Annotated in this window: 13 protein-coding genes and 1 tRNA gene; 5 read left to right on the top strand and 9 right to left on the bottom strand. The window is 41.4% G+C overall.

The window, feature by feature from the left end; all coding sequences use genetic code 11:
• Entirely contained in the window at nt 1–2,049 is a 2,049-nt protein-coding gene (brxL, locus tag PLE34_RS11455; protein WP_324557004.1) for a protease Lon-related BREX system protein BrxL, read from the top strand.
• Nucleotides 2,050–2,471: 422 nt separating this feature from the next.
• On the opposite strand, the gene PLE34_RS11450 is transcribed toward brxL, so the two are convergent.
• Together PLE34_RS11450 and PLE34_RS11445 are read right to left on the bottom strand one after the other, a co-directional pair.
• A complete protein-coding gene (locus PLE34_RS11450; protein WP_324557001.1) occupies nt 2,472–3,086 on the bottom strand; it encodes a response regulator in 615 nt (204 codons plus the stop codon).
• On the bottom strand, nt 3,086–5,029 hold the full coding sequence (locus PLE34_RS11445) for a tetratricopeptide repeat-containing sensor histidine kinase (RefSeq protein WP_324556997.1): 1,944 nt from the start codon (nt 5,027–5,029) through the stop codon (nt 3,086–3,088). The genes PLE34_RS11450 and PLE34_RS11445 overlap by 1 nt, the downstream gene beginning before the upstream one ends.
• A 407-nt stretch (nt 5,030–5,436) precedes the next feature.
• Here PLE34_RS11445 and PLE34_RS11440 point away from each other — a divergent pair, with 407 nt between their 5' ends.
• On the top strand, nt 5,437–7,479 hold the full coding sequence (locus PLE34_RS11440; protein ID WP_324556996.1) for a tetratricopeptide repeat protein: 2,043 nt from the start codon (nt 5,437–5,439) through the stop codon (nt 7,477–7,479).
• A 26-nt stretch (nt 7,480–7,505) separates the two neighbouring features.
• Nucleotides 7,506–8,492, top strand: coding sequence for a hypothetical protein (locus tag PLE34_RS11435; RefSeq protein ID WP_324556995.1), 987 nt, complete (start codon nt 7,506–7,508; stop codon nt 8,490–8,492).
• Between the two features lie 300 nt (nt 8,493–8,792).
• Here PLE34_RS11435 and PLE34_RS11430 read toward each other — a convergent pair whose 3' ends face one another.
• From PLE34_RS11430 to PLE34_RS11405, 6 genes are all read right to left on the bottom strand, one after another.
• Nucleotides 8,793–9,953, bottom strand: a complete 1,161-nt coding sequence (locus PLE34_RS11430; protein ID WP_324556994.1) for a M20 aminoacylase family protein — start codon at nt 9,951–9,953, stop codon at nt 8,793–8,795.
• Nucleotides 9,954–10,011: 58 nt separating this feature from the next.
• Nucleotides 10,012–11,475 carry an MFS transporter gene (locus PLE34_RS11425; RefSeq protein ID WP_324556993.1) on the bottom strand — a complete coding sequence of 488 codons (1,464 nt, stop codon included), beginning with the start codon at nt 11,473–11,475 and terminating at the stop codon, nt 10,012–10,014.
• A 541-nt stretch (nt 11,476–12,016) separates the two neighbouring features.
• On the bottom strand, nt 12,017–12,886 hold the full coding sequence (locus PLE34_RS11420) for a hypothetical protein (RefSeq protein ID WP_324556990.1): 870 nt from the start codon (nt 12,884–12,886) through the stop codon (nt 12,017–12,019).
• Nucleotides 12,861–13,856 (bottom strand): type IV toxin-antitoxin system AbiEi family antitoxin, encoded by a 996-nt coding sequence (locus PLE34_RS11415; RefSeq protein ID WP_324556988.1) that lies wholly within the window; start codon nt 13,854–13,856, stop codon nt 12,861–12,863. Before PLE34_RS11415 ends, PLE34_RS11420 begins: the two co-directional genes overlap by 26 nt.
• A gap of 175 nt (nt 13,857–14,031) precedes the next feature.
• Complete coding sequence (locus PLE34_RS11410; protein ID WP_502875872.1) at nt 14,032–14,595, bottom strand: Arm DNA-binding domain-containing protein; 564 nt, start codon at nt 14,593–14,595, stop codon at nt 14,032–14,034.
• A 186-nt stretch (nt 14,596–14,781) separates the two neighbouring features.
• Nucleotides 14,782–14,855, bottom strand: a tRNA-Asp gene (locus tag PLE34_RS11405).
• Nucleotides 14,856–15,209: 354 nt separating this feature from the next.
• On the opposite strand from PLE34_RS11405, the gene PLE34_RS11400 reads away from it, so the two are divergent.
• Together PLE34_RS11400 and PLE34_RS11395 are read left to right on the top strand one after the other, a co-directional pair.
• A complete protein-coding gene (locus PLE34_RS11400; protein ID WP_324556985.1) occupies nt 15,210–15,536 on the top strand; it encodes a hypothetical protein in 327 nt (108 codons plus the stop codon).
• Between the two features lie 46 nt (nt 15,537–15,582).
• Complete coding sequence (locus tag PLE34_RS11395; RefSeq protein WP_324556983.1) at nt 15,583–15,855, top strand: DUF4342 domain-containing protein; 273 nt, start codon at nt 15,583–15,585, stop codon at nt 15,853–15,855.
• Nucleotides 15,856–16,022: 167 nt separating this feature from the next.
• Here the strand turns inward: PLE34_RS11395 and PLE34_RS11390 are convergent, their stop codons facing one another.
• Complete coding sequence (locus PLE34_RS11390; protein WP_324556981.1) at nt 16,023–16,451, bottom strand: hypothetical protein; 429 nt, start codon at nt 16,449–16,451, stop codon at nt 16,023–16,025.
• Nucleotides 16,452–16,583 lie beyond the last annotated feature (132 nt).

Raw genomic sequence — 16,583 nt, 5'->3', positions numbered from 1 at the left:
ATGATAGTGTTAGACGACTTAGATAAAAAAGCTTTAGACCACTTCAGGGGTTTTGTTGTAAAGAAAGACCTGGTGGGCATCATCAAAGGTGGAGCGAACGTTCCGGCATTTGTACTCGAATATTTATTAGCCAATACTTGTAGTACCGAAAACGAAGAGAAGCTGAAAGAAGGAATGGAGAACGTAAAGAAAATCCTTCGTGACCACTATATAAATCCTGAGGAAAGTACGCTTATACAATCAAAGCTCCGTGAACGAGGGAGGTATAAAATCATTGATAAAATATCTGTTGATCTCGATCCGCAGAGAGATCGCTATTGGGCAAACATTGCCAATAGCAATATTAGAAAAGCAAACATTGGTGATGATTTGGTCAATACACATGAAAAGTTATTGTTGGGCGGCATCTGGGCTATCATTGAAATGGAGTACGATCCAATGATAACTATTGGCTCAACTGTTTTTCCTTTTGTTGTTCGTGATATTAAGCCTATCCAGTTATCAAGTTTCGACAACTCAAAAATATCCGATAAAAGAAAAGAATTTAGTAAAGACGAATGGAAAATCTTACTGCTTCGAAGTGCAGGTTACGAACCATATAGTGAAGGCCTTGATGATAGAAAGCTGAATCTTTTACTTTGTCGTTTAATCCCGTTAGTTGAGGCTAATTTCAACATGGTTGAATTAGGCCCTCGTTCATCAGGCAAGTCGTACATATACAAAGAGATTACGCCCTATGCAATATTGATTTCAGGAGGGCAAGGTTCGGTGGCTCAGCTATTTGTGAACAATACCACGGGCAGGGTTGGTTCGGTAGGTTTATGGGATGCAATATGTTTTGATGAAAGTACAGATAAGCTATTTAAAGACAGGGATGCCATTCCATTGATGAAAGACTACATGGAATCAGGGTCGTTTTCAAGAGCCAAGGGAGGTGAGATTTCTGGTTCAGCTTCCATTATCTTAAATGGCAATATCAATCAGCCAGTTGAAACCGTTTTACAGACTTCACACCTGTTCAGTCCACTTTCGGATGAAGTAAGTTACGACACCGCCTTTTTGGATCGTATTAACCTCTTCTTGCCAGGTTGGGAAATAACAAAATTCAGCCCCAAGAACTTTACGAATCATTTTGGCTTTAGTACTGACTTCTTTTCCGAAATATTGAAGTCGCAACGTAAGACAACTCACTACAATGCCATTGATAAATACTTCACTTTAGGAGCACATTTAAAACAAAGGGATTCTAAATCAGTTCGCAGAATTGTCTCCGGGTTCATTAAGCTCCTTCATCCGGATAATAATTTTACTAAGGAGGATATCAAAGAATACCTCGTTATCGCCATGGAAATGAGAAGGAGGGTAAAAGAACAACTGAAACGTATTGGAGGTATGGAGTTTTGGGATACTAATTTTTCATACATCGACAAGGAAACACAGGAGGAGATATTCGTTGGATTGCCTGAAGAAAGAGGTTCCCATTTAATAGAAAGTAATCCGCTTCCACCAGGAGTATGTTACACAGCCACCAGCGATGGAGAAAGTAATTCCCTGGTAAAGATCGAAGTGGTTGCTCTTCGTGGTACTGGTAAGGTAAACGTAACAGGTACCAACAGTCAGGAGGTAAGAGAGGGCATCAAAAATACCTACAACTATCTGCGCGCAAACGAAAAAAGCATATTGAATGAACAACACTCTCTTTTAGGTTACGATTTAAATATTCAAATTAGTAATTTGATGGGTGCGTATATAAGCGGTGGAATTGGGAGCGCAGTATATGTCGGCATTATTTCAGCCATTTATAAAAAGAATCTTAAGCCTGGATTAGCTGTTTTGGGTAACATTTCAATCGGTGGCGCTGTAGAAAAAGTTTTAAATTTTTCTGACAAGGTTACTCTTCTTTCAGAAAACGGCGCGAAGACGGTATTGGTACCAATGGAAAATTTAAATGAGATAACAACCTTGCCCCAAGGCATTTTGGGAAAAACCGACACCCCTTTTTACGGAAATAGTCAAATGCTATTGCAGAAGGCGGTAACGGGTGAATAGGAGAGGTAAGCAGGGTATCTTTTATTCCAATTTGGATTCGTTGGAATTCTGTTACTAATTATAGCTGTCCATGCGTGTTTATCCGACCTGCATGTTACCGTTATTTATTTAACAATTTAAGAAAAGTAATATCCGTCAAAAGGTCCGGCTAGTCTGAGGGCATGCAGTTTTTACTCCCTGCGTTTGGTCTTTGATTCGTCAACCGCAATTTCAATAACTTCTTGCAGCCGGTGACTTTGGGACGCAAGTGGCTTTAGCGGCTTATAAAATGTCCCACGTGAGCCCTATAGTCCCACAAAATGAATAGCGAAAATAAAAAATGGACGCAAGCAAAGCCGGCGCCCATAGAATTGCCCGGCTACAGCAATTAATTATGCATCCGGAATCTCCGGAATGTAAGGGCTGCTGTTACATTGGAAAACTTAAATAAACTGCATTTGCGCAGCCTTCCGGATAAGCGAAGCGGTATTCTTTGCTTCCAGCTTTGCCAGCAGGTTTTTCCGGTGTGTTTCCACCGTAGCAATGCTGATAAATAATTTCTGAGCAATTGCCGCATTGGTCATTCCATCCGCAATTAATCCCAGCACTTCTTTTTCACGACGGGTTAACGCAATGGCAGTTGCGTCTTCTTTTCTTAAAGTGAGTGAAGCTTCCTCACTCAGGTAGTGTTTCCCTTTTACTACCGTACCTATAGCATCGGTTAATTCGTGCTGCGTTGCATTTTTTAAAACATACCCTGAAGCCCCGTTGTCCATCATTTTCCGGATAAAACTTTGCTGGTTAAATGTGCTGAGTCCAACAATAAAAACGGAAGGATATTTTTCTTTCACTTCCTTACAGAGCTCAATGCCGCTTTGATCGGGAAGGCTTATATCCATCAATATCACATCGGGCTGCCGGTTCTTCAGGAAAGCCAGGCAGGAAGCGGCATTCATGGCATGACCCGCCCATTCAATATCTTTTTCGTTCTGTAATAACGACCGGATACCTTCTATCACCATATAGTGATCATCAACTATAAATACACTGGTTGCCATTATGCTTTTAATTCAATTAATACAGATGTGCCTTTGCCCGGTTCCGACTGCACATCTAATTTCCCTTTGAGATATTCAACCCGGCTCCGGATATTACTCCAGCCCATTCCTTTTCCACTTTTTAAAATTACCGGATCAAATCCTTTTCCATCGTCTTCGACAGTTATAGAAATATTTCCATCTGTTTTGGTTACCTGTACAATAGCTGTTGCAGCAGCGGCATGTTTCATGATATTATTGACCAGCTCCTGCGTTATTCTAAAAATGGTGATGGCCGTTGTTTGTTCTATCGTTTCATTTTCCAAACCAATAGACTGGTAAGTTACGCGCAATGCACCGGATTGGTTGATGTCGGTACAAAAATCCTTCAATGCCGTGTCCAGCCCAAATTTAACCAGCGCTTCGGGCATCATATTGTGTGCCACACGCCGCATTTCTTTAATGGAACTGTCCAGCATGTCCATGCTGCGTTCAAAAGCCTGGTGGTTTTCAGGCGTCATGATAAGGTTTCCTTTCATAGTCTGAAATGAATATTTGATGCCCGACAACATACCTCCCAACCCATCGTGCAGGTCTTTTGCCAGGCGGGTTCGTTCCTGCTCTTCGCCTTTTAATACGGCCTCTGTTGCCGTTAATTGTTTTTCTGTTTCTAATTCCGCAATTCGTTGCTGCTGTAGTTTTTGTTTATGCTTATGGTTGCGGTATGCCAGAAGCGAAATGACCAGCAGGGCGCCTGCACTGCCAAACAGGATATAATTCAGGATATTCTTTTGCTTTATTTTGACTTGCTGTAATTTTAATTGATTGTCTTTTTTTTCTGTTTCATATTTTGTTTCCAGTTCTATCGCGTATTCGGATAATTCCTGCTCCTGGAGCGTTTGAGACAAGGCATCCCATTTTTGATCGTAGAAATTAACAGCTTTAAAATCATGCTGTGCAGCTTTTATGGTTGAAAGCGTGCTGTACATAATTAAAAGCGGATCCGCAATGGAATCCTTTTCGGCAATGCTTAGCCCTTCTAAAAGATGATGTTCTGCCTGCTGAAAATTATTGCTAAGGATATTATTATACCCGTTAACGATGTATTGAAAGCATTTTAGCTTAATATCCGTTTTGGGGTTGTTTTCAAAATAATCATTCAATTCCATTGTTGTTTTTCTCAATTCAGCGGTATCGCCCACTGTATAATAGGAAGTAGCAAGGTTAATATGGGCTCTTACAATGGATCGCTTTCTATTTATTTTTTTTGCAATTTCCAGTTGTTTGGAAAACAATTCAATCGCTTTTTTGTTGTTCCCGTTTCTATGGTAGCACAAGGCGGTATTGTTTATTGCCGTAAGCAAACCACTGGTGTCTTTATATCGTTCGCCGGCGGCAATTCCCTGTTGGCCATAGGCTATTGCCTTATCATTTTGATTAAGGTCCATATATAACCAGCTCAGGTTTGCATAATTGGTTGCAATATTTACAGTGTCTTTAATTTCTTCCGTAAGCCTTAGCGAATACACCCCGTATTTTACCGCAGAGTCGTTCATCCTTAGATTATGGTAAATATTGAACAGGGCCCGATAGGAAAGTGCTTCCTGGAAGGGGTTTTTTTGTTGTTTCGCTGTTTCAATAGCCCGCAAACAATAATTAAGTGCAGGCCTGTAAGCGGCCTGGGCATGATAGATCTTCACAAATTCGTGAAAGCATCTGTGTTCATATTGCCGGGCGCCCACTTTTGAAATGAGCCTTTCGCACACATTGTTGTAATACAATGCCGAGTCAAACTCGTTTGCCAAAAAATATGCTTTCCCAATATCGAACAACAGGTTTACCTTATGGGTGTCTTCTTTTGCATGAGCGAGCACTTGTAACTGGCTGTCGAGGCTATTGGTTTGCTGGCCCACGGCAAGAACAGGCAGACCCCAAAAGCTAAGTAGTACAATAAACTTTCCCATGTCGTAAAATATAAATATTACGCCCAGTTTGCAAATAAAGGTTGATGCAGCCGCTTATTCTCTCCCCTTTTTCCATGATTTTTCCTTTTTACCGAAAAATCCTGTTTTTACAGGATGGACACACACCGAATGAATCCTCATTTTTACGGCATCAATTCATTGCTTAAAACCTTGGTCATGAGCAAACCGGGTGCTTAAATGGGTACAATGGAAGGAAATGATCATCTGAAGTACATTTCAATATAACGAATAAAAATGGTAACTTTTGTAGGATTATCCTCCGCAAAAGCTACCTGCCAAAAAGGTATTATGAAAAATGTTTTTAGCCAGTGGAATGAGCAGGCAGCAAAGCGATTAACCGAAGCAAATAGAAAGCTTTTCCAAAACCTTCACTTAATAAATCAACCATGAACAAGCAATTACTGTTTACTTTTTTCCTGCTCCTCCTGGCAGGTATAACTGTTGGGCAATCCAAACAAAAACCCCCTGCAAAGGACAAGCCCCCTACGCAAAAAGAAATGCAGGATATGATGAAGGAAATGCAGGAAGCCATAGACCAGATGAGCCCGGAAGATAAAAGGGCGATGGACAGCATGGGCATTAAAATGCCGGACACCAAAAGCATTCAAAAAAACATGTCTGGCATAAGCGATGCCCAACTAAAAAAAGCATACGAAGATGAAAGCAGGATCGTACCGCTAAATGATCCTGTAAGAATAAACGCGGCATTAGCAGTAACACTCTCTAATACTGAAATGAGTGCTTACATCAGCAAAACACAGCAGGCGGTGCTGGTACAATTATCACCTGCAGCCAAAGCAAAAGGGGCGGAAATTTATCAGCAACTCCGAAGCTTGAATAAATCTGCAGCAAACACGGCTGTCGGGTTATGGATGGATGGAAAACCAACGCTGGCGCTGTATGTTATTGGAGAGGCATGCAAGGCTGATCCTGCCAATGCCCTCATCCTGAACAACTATGCAGCTTTTTTAACCATGTGCGGCGCCGAAGAGCTTGCCTTGCCCATCTTAAATAATCTTAATAAACGGTTTCCTAAAAACAGCAGCATACTCAATAACATTACACAGGCATGGCTGGGCCTTGGTGATATTGCCAGGGCCGAAAAATATGCCGACAGCACCATCCGCATTTATGCGTATCATCCACAGGCAAATATGGCAAAATGTTTAATTGAAGAAAGCAAAGGCAATATCCCCAAGGCAATTGAGGCCGCTAAAAAAAGCATCCGCAAAGCATACAGTAACGAAAAAGAAAATAAATTAAAGAAACTGGGCTACGATTTAAAAAGTGATGATATGGATTGGAACAGGCCCATGCCGCAGGATGCTTTGGGCCTGGGAAAATTTACCTGGCCCGAATATCCTTTGGATGTTGAACAGAATAAGCCATCCGAAAAAGAATGGAATGATTTTATAGCCGAATGCCAGCAAAAGATCAACGCATTACAGGCAAAACAGCAACAGGCTGAGCAGGAGTATACAAAACAAGCCGGTTTGCGCACACAACAGGTGTTGCAGGCAGGCCAGAATGGTCAGTATGCCCGGCTAATGCCGGGATATGCAGCCAAGGCAATAAAAAAACTTGGGCCCGGCATAAAAGATGTTAATGGAAATATGTCCTTTGTATTTGCAAAAGAGCTGGAGCCGGTGGCAAAGGCATTAACTGCTGTTGAAGAATATGAAGCGATATTGAGTGAAAAACAAAAAGGACTGGATAAGAAATATGAAGACCAGGTTGGAGAAGGCAAGGCAAATCCCCTTGAAGCAATTTGTAAAGACGAGAACGCCATCCGCACCGAATTTTTAGCTGCTGCCAATGGCGGACTGCAAAGTGCATACAGAAGCTATTTCAATTATGTGCGTCGCAGAAGCAGCGAGCTTTTATATTATTACCAGTATACGATGTGGCCCGAACAGTTTGAGCTGGCAAAAATAAATGCCCAGATTGCCTGGCTCACACAAATAAAAGATCAGCGGGTATTTTTTAAAGACAAGAGCAGTTGGTGCAATGCTGTGCCTAAAACAAAAAAACCGGGCCAATTGCAAAATTTTGATGATGTTCATTGCGACTATGTAAGCACTATGGATCTGGGTGTTTATAAAATTACATCGAGCTGCAGCAATTTAACCGGCGAATTTGATTTCGGCGGAGTAAAAATTAATGTAGCGGATAATGTAGAGACGGGGCGGTTTTCCGGTTCAGCGATGGTGGGGGCCAGCAAAGGCTTCGACGGGCCGGCAGGTGCAGAATTAGAAGCTTCCATTGCCGCTTTGGTTGAATGGGACAACACCGGCATTACCGACGTAGGAGCCATTGCGGGTATAGATGCCAATGCGAAAGGCATAACAGTAGCCGGAGCAGATGTTAAGGTAACTGTTAACAGCGGCGTAAGCACTACGGGCAAAGGAATATTGCAGGGTATAAAATAAAGGATCAAAACCATCAAATTCAGAAAATGAAATATTTAATACTATCCGCTGTATTATCCTTTTCCTTAAATGCTTTTACACAGGATTGTACACAGGCATTACTGGCTCAAAAACCCGGTACATGGAAGGCAGGGCTGCAGGGTTCTATTCAGCATGTAAGTACAGCAGATCTGGCAAAAGAAAAACTGGTGTTAACGGCTATTCACAAAATGGTTAATACCCATTACAGCCCCAAAGGATGCCAGATAACCTATGGTACTGTTTTTGGCAAACACCTGTCGCCGGGGCTTGTATGGATAGCAGACCCTTATTACTATTCCATGTATATCCTCCGGTACATATGCGATGGCAACAGCAAGGATAAATCAAAATATTATGTAGATATTTCTACTCCAACAACGGTTAATATTACCGCAAACGCAATTTTTTCATTAAGCAGTTTATATGCTGCAAACCTGCCGCCGGATGATTTCAGGGGTTATTTAAAATTAAAGCAGCGGCCACAAAAAAAAGACGGCTATTATTATTTGGGTGAAGAAGTAGTAGGCAACAGCCACCTGGAAAATAAAATGAAAGAGTACCGGTGGTTGATCACCTATAATGATACCCTCCCTTTCTCCTATCTCAGCCGGAAAGAATATTTACTGATACAAAGAAAAAGATTAGAACAGGCGGTTAAAGAAAGCCCGGGCGAAAAAGCATATCTCGATAAGTATTTTAAAAACATCAATGATTACCTGGCAAAACCGGAAACCGAATTGAACCAGCCGGCCATTTGTATGTGGAACGACGAAGAAAGATTTGAAAAATTTGTTGATGAAGGTATCCGTGGTTCTTTTATTGCGGTGCAACCCAATCTTGCGTACTATAGAAAAGATCTGCCAAAGTCGTCCCCGCAATTCTTCACTGTAATTTATAAAATAGCACACGGTGATCCTGTGTTTGAAGAGAATATTGCAGCGATACAAAAAGCTGTTGATTTTGCGGCGTTGAAAAATATGCTGGGCAAATAAAGTGCTGATTGCAAAGTTTACAGATAAAAAAGGATAATGCTCCTGCACCCGTAGCAGTTGCAATTGCTTCGCAGGCACAGGAGCGCAATGCAGGAACTCCTGCCCGGGTATGAGCATGATAACCTTATACTGCGAATGAAGTTTATTACGCTGGACCGTTGATCCGGATCTTTACCGCAAGAAAGCGATTTTAAAAATTATCTTTATACAAAAAACTACTTTAATACGAGAAAGAAGTTTTTTAACGCGAAATTTTATCGCAATAACAATGAAAATTTTGGAATGAACCGAATTGCTTTCTTACTTTAGATAAGCCTCTGTTAAGCCAGCCCAGTAGGCCGCACCGAGCGGTAAAATTTCCTGGTTGAAGATATACTGCGGATGATGCACCATGGGCGTGTCGCCGTTGCCGATCATACAATAGGCGCCTTCTTTTTTTTGAAGCATAAAGGCGAAATCTTCGCTGCCCATAAATGGATGAAGCATGTCATCCACTTTATCATCTCCAAAAACATCACGGGCCACATCCGCTGCCCAGTGTGTATTCGCGGGTGTGTTCACCAATACAGCTCCCGGGATGCCTTCTCTTATTTCGTATTGGCAATTGAAAGCTTCGGCTTGCGCTTTGGTAATGGAACGGATCTTATTCAGCACCATTTCCCGCAGTGCAGGATCCATATTTCGAATGCTTAAACGCAATACAGCGTTTTGCGGTACCACGTTGCCGGCATTTCCGGAAAGGAAAGCGCCAACAGAAACCACCGAATTTTGCCAGGGCGATACGTTGCGGGATACGATGGTTTGCAAAGCCATTACCAGCCCCGAACCGCATACAATAGGATCTATGCCCAGCTCTGGCATAGACCCATGACTACCCTTACCCGTTAATTCAATTTCCCAGTTATCAACAGCCGCCATGGTTTCGCCCTCCCTGAAATACAATTTTCCTGTTTCCAAACCGGGCATATTGTGCATTCCGTAAACAGCGTCTACCGGAAATTTTTCAAATAAGCCATCCTGTATCATTGCAGGGCCTCCTTCCATGGTTTCTTCTGCTGGTTGAAAAATGAGGCGAACCGTGCCGTTGAAATTTTTAGTTTGGGATAAATATTTTGCTGCACCCAACAGCATGGTGGTATGCCCGTCATGACCGCACAGGTGGGCTTTACCTTCCACCTTGCTTTTATATTCCAGGTTATTTACTTCCTGTATGGGAAGCGCATCAAAATCGGCACGCAGCCCGATTGATTTATTACCAGATCCCACCGTCATGGAAGCCACAATTCCTGTTTTACCGATACCTTCAGCAACATCAAAGCCAAAAGACTTTACTTTTTCTGCTATATATTTTGCTGTTTCTGTTTCCTGTAATGCCAGTTCGGGATATTGGTGCATATGGTTCATCCACTCTTTCATTTCGTTATGCAAGGATTTTGTGCCTTGTGCAATGGTTGTTTTCATAATCTGTATTGTTTATTGTTTGAACGGATGGTTCTTATTTTTTCAGCTGAATTTTTGATTACGCCGGCTTTGTTTTCCCTTCACTTTTCGGTATCGTTTTCATGATCGCAACAATGGCCACAATCACCATGAGCAGGTTAAAAAGAAGGGCTATTATGGCCGCCTGGCGAATGGCCACATTATCCTGCCTTCCTGTAAAGCTGATCACATTATCGAGTATGCTCCCGGGGGTATCTACCGAACTTAGTCCAACAAAGATCCCGGCAGAGATAGCTACACCAAAAGCCGCGCCAAGTGAAGACGCCATTTTATAAATTCCGGAACCGGCGCCCGCCTGTGCTTCAGGTAAATTGGAAAGGGCCGCATCGGTAGACGGTGTGGCATAAAATGCCAGTCCCACACCAAACAATGTATAGGAAGCGATAGCCAGAATTTTGTATGTATCTGTCATGAGGTTGGTAGGCAGCAGCAATGCGATGGAGATCCCTACGATGATGCAGCCCCAGATCATGGGTTTCCGCGGTCCAAAACGTTGCAGCAGCTTTTCGCCCGTGCGAATAAAGGCTACAATCGCAATGGCATAGCCCAGGGTAAGAAAGCCCGCCGTTTGTGCAGATAGACCGCCTCCCACTTGCAGCAGCATAAGGGAAACGATGAGCATACCGGCAACGCCGTTAAGCAGGAAGTTGGAAATGGTAGCCCCGGTATAGGTTGAATTTTTAAAAAGTTTGAAATCGATGAATGCTGCTGCTTTGCCGTTTTCGATGCGAAAAAAGGCGATACCAAAAACTACGATCACGGCAATTAAAATGAGCGAGAGCATGCTGGTCCAGCCCAGTTCGCTTCCTTTGCTCACCAATACCTGAAGTGCGATCATAACGATCATAAACGTAAAAATACCGGCGGTATCCAGTTTCTTTTTTTCGCCTGAGGAACTGGCTTTGCTTTCAGGGGTATCTTTGATCATCCACAATCCAATAACCGAGATGAGCGCAGAGGCAAAGAAGATATACCGCCATCCCACATTTTCCGCCATTAGTCCGCCAAAAAGTGCACAAAACCCCGAGCCACCCCAGGAACCCATTGACCAAAGGCTTATGGCTCTCTGGCGGCCGGCACCCTCCCAGTAAGATTTCAGCAATGCCAGGCTTGCAGGCATAATGCAGGCGCCGGATAATCCCTGAAAAATCCTTCCGCTGATAAGCACCGGCGTTGCCATCGCTCCTGCAGGCGTTAAACCTACCAGCAGTGAACCAACAATGCTAAAGACAAATCCGAGCCTGATAATTTTTAACCGGCCCACACGGTCGGCCAGTCCGCCCATTACCACGATGAAAATACCCGAAAACAAGGAAGTGATTGATACTGCAATGTTCATGATGGAGGTCTCCATTTGAAGATCTTTCGCCATATCAACATTAATATTCAGCGTGGTCTGCGCAAATAACCAAAAGGCTAAAACGCCCAGGATGATCCCGAAAAGCAATTTGTCGTTCCCTTTGTACTGTACTGCCTGGTTCATATTATATTTATTAAAGGAGTTGATTGAATGGCTATGCATTATTGACCGGAAGAAAAACATAAAACCCTGGATCGTAAATGCAACAGATCGGCTTCCTCCTCAATCACAAGCGGTAGTGTTAAATTTTTAGGTTATGCCGGAAACATGCAGCTGTACTAAATGTACTTTATTTTGATTAAACAATATAATCAAAGAATAGGCTCCCCAATTCCTGTCAAATGAAAAGAGAATGTTCCTTTGGGACTAAATAAATTAGTTCACAATATTTTTTGAAGAAGCAGGGATATGTTCAATTCTGTCTGTTGTGGCTTTTTAAAATTTCTTTCTTTTATCAGAGCATCCCTTTTGTTTTCAAATTGCTCTCAACCAGTTGCCAGGGCATTTTTGTGGAAGTATATTTCATTTCCCCGGCGTTATGCTCCGCGAGCCGGATAATAGGATTTAGCGTGAAACCTTTGTCATAGCTTTTGTCTAATTGACTTTGCAATATGTAAACATAGAATGAAAATAAATGCTGATTGGCGGCGGCAGGCTTGTGGTATTAGTTGCCGCCATGGTTTTCAATAAAACCGGTTCTTAATTGCTTTAATAATCTGATGTTATCTTCTGCTGTATTATCAAAATATTCGATCATTATATCAGCCATTTTGCTATTTGCCGCATCGGTTGTATTAGCTTTTAATATTCCCTCAAGTCTTGTAAATAGTTTTTCATTTCTACTGGCAATTTTGTGCATTTCCCGCCCCATAACTCTTGCTGCAATATGAATAAGTTCAACACTTTCATCAGAAAACAGGTCGGCATGATTATTCCAGATTTCTTCATCATGCATAGTGAAAAAATTATTCAGGATATCACTAATGTCTTTTATATCATCTCTTCTTGATTCAGGCCGATCATCCCATGCAATTAGCTTTAGAATTACAATACCGGGAAGTGTAGAAAATTTAAAACTATGTTTACCTTCAACTTCAACCACAGGCAAGCCATCCTGATATACTTCATGAAACCCGGGTACATGTACGGTCGTATATCCAGTACCTTCAATAGTCACGCTACCTTCTTCATCTTCAATTGAGCCAAATGGCAGTAAATCCACTTCCATTTTGCTTTTCCATAGCAATACAAATGCATTATTATGTGATGGGTGAAAATCTTCATTCTCTATCAGGTGTTTTTTTAATGCCTCATATTCACCCTTGTTATTTATCAATACAGCAAAATCGATATCACCTGTAGTTCGTCTTGGAGCAATCTTATAAATACCCCGCATCCATACATCTCTTGCCACAGCACCTACCAGGTAAAAATCTATGCCGAACTTTAATAACCCTCTTTCAAGAGCCGACAGCATTTCAGTGATATCAGGATTTTGCCGGAGTTGTTCAAAATTTATCTTGTAGATATTCATCGTACACCTTTTTAGCGGTATCCAGGCATCTTCTATCTCCCGTTATTATCAAATCAGCATACACAAGCAGCGGATTTACAACATTTGTAGTTGCATCATCCTGTTTCCAGAATTGCTTATATGCTTTTACATTTCCTTTTTCATCTGGTACAAGCCTGTAATTTTTTATCAGTTCTGTTCGCGCCTCCATTGTATATAAAGTAAGTTCAGCCGGGCGAAGGTAATTGGTCAGTAAATCACCCCCAGGTTCCCCACCCCACCGGGTTTGATCAGTGGTTAGCGCTAACTGCTGCCAGTTGTCAAAATCATTTTCTTTCAGAAAATGAAAAGCCCCTATTTCCAAAGCAGGTTTTAATCGTTCTCCGTAAGCGGTTATCCATTTTTCCAATAATTCCTTTTTGTCAACCAGTTTGTATTGGGCTTTGTTCAGTTTTTTTAAAAAGCCCATTTCTTTAAGTCCGTTTATAACATAATTTATATTACCCAAAGCTACTTCTGTTTTAGCAGCAATATCTCTGTAAGGAAGATTCACGTCTTCTTCATGCAACAGAAAATGATATATTACTTTTAACCCGGTTTTTGTAAAAGCCCTGTTGGTTTTCTCTTTTGTTTCCTGGGTAGGTTTGTTGACATCAACCCAAAGTAATACTTCATTTTTCTTAAGCCATATATTACCATTTGTTTCAAGGTAGGCTATTTGATTGTCTCTTAACTCCTGTTTTATCTTTGGGAATATTCTGCCGGCAACTACCATCAAATCTCCATACTGTTTAGCCTGCTCAATAAGAACGGGCAGCTGGTGCTGGCGTAATTCTTTTTTTATGGCTGCATTAAACTGTAGCAACTTGCCGTCATATTTTATTTCCACTATGCCATCTAACCCAAGGTTGGTATTTCGCTTCCATTTAGCTTTAATCCCTGTATCCTTTTGCAGGTTTTCCAGCGCAATATGGGCAGTATTATTTTCCATTGTTCACATAATTTAATTGTACACGAAACGTGAACATTATTATTTTGTGAACAAATATATCAATTTTCATGTTATTAACCTTAACTTTCCTCAGACAATTATTAAAGTTTAATAGATTTTTAAACAACTTGGTAAGTTACAACCGATTCATTTTCAATAAAAAGAAGCGATTTTGTTAAAACCTGTTCACAAAAATTGCTTGTTCATGAATAATGAACAGCGGAAATTTGTGAACATTTGGCGCCTGTGGGAAAGAAAAGCTAACCGATAATTCAATTGTTCGTTTACTTACTTTACGGCATTTGCTGCGTATATAGTCATCAAACTGGTAGTCAATATCCTCTTTGGCTTTCTCTTTCTTCGTTGTTTCAATTTTTTGCTCCTTCACAATATTTTCAAATGAAGTGGAGTCAAGCGAAATTGAAAAATGTTGCTTTATGTATGTTGCGATATCTTTTAAATTGTTTTTTGAAGCATAGAGAATCATATCCTCCACTAATCTTTTCAACCTGAATAGTTCATTGTTCATCGCTTCGTAATCTCCAATCGCCGGCGGCAGGAGATTGGAAATACTTCCTTTCTTTTGATTCCAATATTGAGCTGGAATTTTTATGCCGGTGAATAAAATTGGTTTCTGTTTTTGACTGAAACAATAACGAATGAAGATAGAAGAAGTGCCATCAGGATGTACTCTGTTGGTACGGCAAATAACCTTAACTGGAAAGCGCATAGCTAACAATTTTTGTGAACTGGACTCGACAAAACTTGGGTCTACTTCCAGGTTTACTTTTTTAAATTGTTAAGCTGATATAAAGATAGTAAGGTTTGTAAGCGAAGCTTGTTATTAAATATTGAAAATCAATACCTTAAAAGTAAAGTTGAGTAAAATGAAAAAAGGATCATCATTGCTGATGATCCTCTTAAGCGGACCGGACGGGACTCGAACCCGCGACCTCCGCCGTGACAGGGCGGCATTCTAACCAACTGAACTACCGATCCAACTTTCGTTACAACCAATCCCGCAATCGCTGCGCTCTGCGGGACCTTGAAAATCTAAAACTTCTTACGTCGTTTTGATTTTCTACGGCTGAACTACCGATCCTTATATGCAGCTATTGCTACCCGCATTTTTCAGGACGGCAAAGATAGGATTTTTGGCTTCTCCCCAAAAAGTTTTTTAAGAACAGCCTAATTTAGGCTTCCACGCAGGGTTACCTGCTAAAAGCAATATTCCACCATTCCACCATGTCCGTTTCCTTATATGAAATAAGGCTTTTAATGTGGGCGTGGAGTTAAATGAAAACAGCTATCCTCCGTTCGCCACACCTGCCGCAGTATTAAATGGGGCCATTTTTGATGATCCGGCAGTTCAGCAATATATTGCCCGGGAAAGCATTTTACAGCCCAGGGTATGCTTCTCCGGAGCAGGAGAATGTATTTCCTGATATGCGCTCTACGGTATATTGGAATCCGGAAGTAATAACAAACGGGCTGGGAGAAGCCGGTTTTTCATTTTACACATCGGAAAGCAATAGCAGCTACCTGGTCATTGTTCAGGGTACAGACCTGAACGGCGGGATCGGCGTTTTAATGCAACCTTTAATTATTGCAAAAAAGGAGAAAGAAGCAAAAAACAATAGTACCGGCACTGTTGTAAACTTCAAACACAATATGGATTAGTTTAGCTGAAGTTTTTAACTTTACTTACAACTAAATATAATTGTATATGGCCATAAAAGAAACGTTCACCCTGCACGGTGAAAACCTGCTTAAAAAAATAAAGGAACTGATTGCCGAGGGTAATATCAGGAAGATCACCATTGCCGATAAATCCGGAAAGGAATTAGTTAGTTTTCCACTAACCATAGGCGTGGTAGGTGCTTTGCTGGCGCCCGTGTTTGCTGCTATCGGAGCATTGGCGGCTTTGATCGGCGAATGTTCCATTACAGTGGAGCGGGAAGAAACGAAGCCTGGAAATGATGGTGAACCTAAAGAGTAGCCGGATCAAAAAAGAGGCTGTCTGAAAAGTAATATTTTGCCACAAAGTCACTAAGCCACGAAGAAAATAAAACGGGAAGATCAGGACTTTGTGCCCTCGTGTCTTAGTGGCATATCTTCTAAGCCGGTCCTTTTGAGACAGCTTCTTCAAAAATCGGGTATTACCTGTTATTTAAAAAGCTCCTTAAAATCACTCTTAAACTCCTGCCATTCTTTAGCAGCTTTGTCAAGCGCTTTATCCACGTCCTGCTTTGTTGCTTCCCAGGTTTCAGCCGTACTGTTTTTAATTTCGTCTAATTTTTTATCCAGCCCGGCACGGGTTTCCTCCAGTTTTTTCCTTGCTTCCTCACTTTTTTTTGAGCCGTCTTTTTTCAACGATTCTATTTTTTCGTCTATTTCTTTTTTCCGCTCATTGATGGCTGCCGAGGCTTTTTCTTTTTGTTCGTTGAGATAGGTACCAGCGGTATCCGCTTTCATCTCAACGCCTTCTTTAATATTTTCTGCGCCCTCATTTAATTTTTCGTCTGCAGCATCAGTATTGGTATTGTTGCAGGCCATAACTGCTGTTGCGCAAAGCAGGAAAAAGTATTTTTTCATTATTGTGTTTTTAATATTAAAAATGAACAGGGCTGAATGCCTGCTTACCGGTAAAACAAACATCGTTCCAAATAAAATGGTTTGTTCACCTTATGATTTCTCGGTAAGTTGCAAATCAAATTTTTTACCCAG

The organism is Agriterribacter sp. (genome assembly GCF_035445465.1).
Lineage (GTDB): Bacteria > Bacteroidota > Bacteroidia > Chitinophagales > Chitinophagaceae > Agriterribacter.
This window is presented reverse-complemented; position numbering and strand designations above follow the sequence as displayed.

Excerpts from the sequence above, each read along its gene's own strand:
- PLE34_RS11450 (WP_324557001.1), bottom strand. The coding sequence starts at position 3,086 with ATGGCAACCAGTGTATTTATAGTTGATGATCACTATATGGTGATAGAA.
- PLE34_RS11390 (WP_324556981.1), bottom strand. The coding sequence starts at position 16,451 with ATGAAAAAATACTTTTTCCTGCTTTGCGCAACAGCAGTTATGGCCTGC.
- PLE34_RS11395 (WP_324556983.1), top strand. The coding sequence starts at position 15,583 with ATGGCCATAAAAGAAACGTTCACCCTGCACGGTGAAAACCTGCTTAAA.
- brxL (WP_324557004.1), top strand. The coding sequence starts at position 1 with ATGATAGTGTTAGACGACTTAGATAAAAAAGCTTTAGACCACTTCAGG.
- PLE34_RS11440 (WP_324556996.1), top strand. The coding sequence starts at position 5,437 with ATGAACAAGCAATTACTGTTTACTTTTTTCCTGCTCCTCCTGGCAGGT.
- PLE34_RS11430 (WP_324556994.1), bottom strand. The coding sequence starts at position 9,953 with ATGAAAACAACCATTGCACAAGGCACAAAATCCTTGCATAACGAAATG.
- PLE34_RS11425 (WP_324556993.1), bottom strand. The coding sequence starts at position 11,475 with ATGAACCAGGCAGTACAGTACAAAGGGAACGACAAATTGCTTTTCGGG.
- PLE34_RS11420 (WP_324556990.1), bottom strand. The coding sequence starts at position 12,886 with ATGAATATCTACAAGATAAATTTTGAACAACTCCGGCAAAATCCTGAT.
- PLE34_RS11445 (WP_324556997.1), bottom strand. The coding sequence starts at position 5,029 with ATGGGAAAGTTTATTGTACTACTTAGCTTTTGGGGTCTGCCTGTTCTT.
- PLE34_RS11415 (WP_324556988.1), bottom strand. The coding sequence starts at position 13,856 with ATGGAAAATAATACTGCCCATATTGCGCTGGAAAACCTGCAAAAGGAT.
- PLE34_RS11435 (WP_324556995.1), top strand. The coding sequence starts at position 7,506 with ATGAAATATTTAATACTATCCGCTGTATTATCCTTTTCCTTAAATGCT.